1 pseudogene is annotated in these 501 nt (G+C 44.5%); it reads left to right on the forward strand.

The features are described from left to right. Positions 1-169: 169 nt before the first annotated feature. Positions 170-501 (forward strand): annotated as a pseudogene (locus ACFINH_RS10435) (phage tail protein); the annotation flags it as partial.

Here is a 501-nt window from a genome sequence, read left to right on the forward strand (position 1 = left end):
CAAGTAACCAAGATATGACAGAAGTCAAATGGATAGCTGTTCTATAAGCGAGCTTGTATGTTTTTAAGTCCTTTAAAGCCCTTTGAAAGGGCTTTTTTTGACTGACAGTGTCAGTCTTATGGAGCATGGTGATGCTTGTTATAGTCTCTTCATTGATTTGGAGAGCAAGATGGCAATAGAATTTAATCATGGGATTCGCATTGTAGAGGCTGGTGAGGATTCCCGTCCTTTAGCAACATTTGATCAGACAGCCATTGGAGCGGTTGTTACAGCCCCTGATGCTGATAACCAAGTTTTTCCCCTCGACGAGCCTGTCCTTCTCTTTACGCATGAGGGTGAGAAAATCCAAAAGCTTGGAACAAGAGGTACAGCTCTTGATGTGATTAACGCGGTGTGTGCGCAGGGGATTGAGGCACAAATTATCCTTGTGCGGGTGGAAGAAAAGTCAACCATTGCTGAGACACAAACCGAAATGGTGGGATCCAATACTCACTTGACCGG

Source organism: Bartonella sp. AA74HLJMH, assembly GCF_042197045.1.
In the GTDB taxonomy this organism is placed as follows: Bacteria; Pseudomonadota; Alphaproteobacteria; order Rhizobiales; family Rhizobiaceae; genus Bartonella.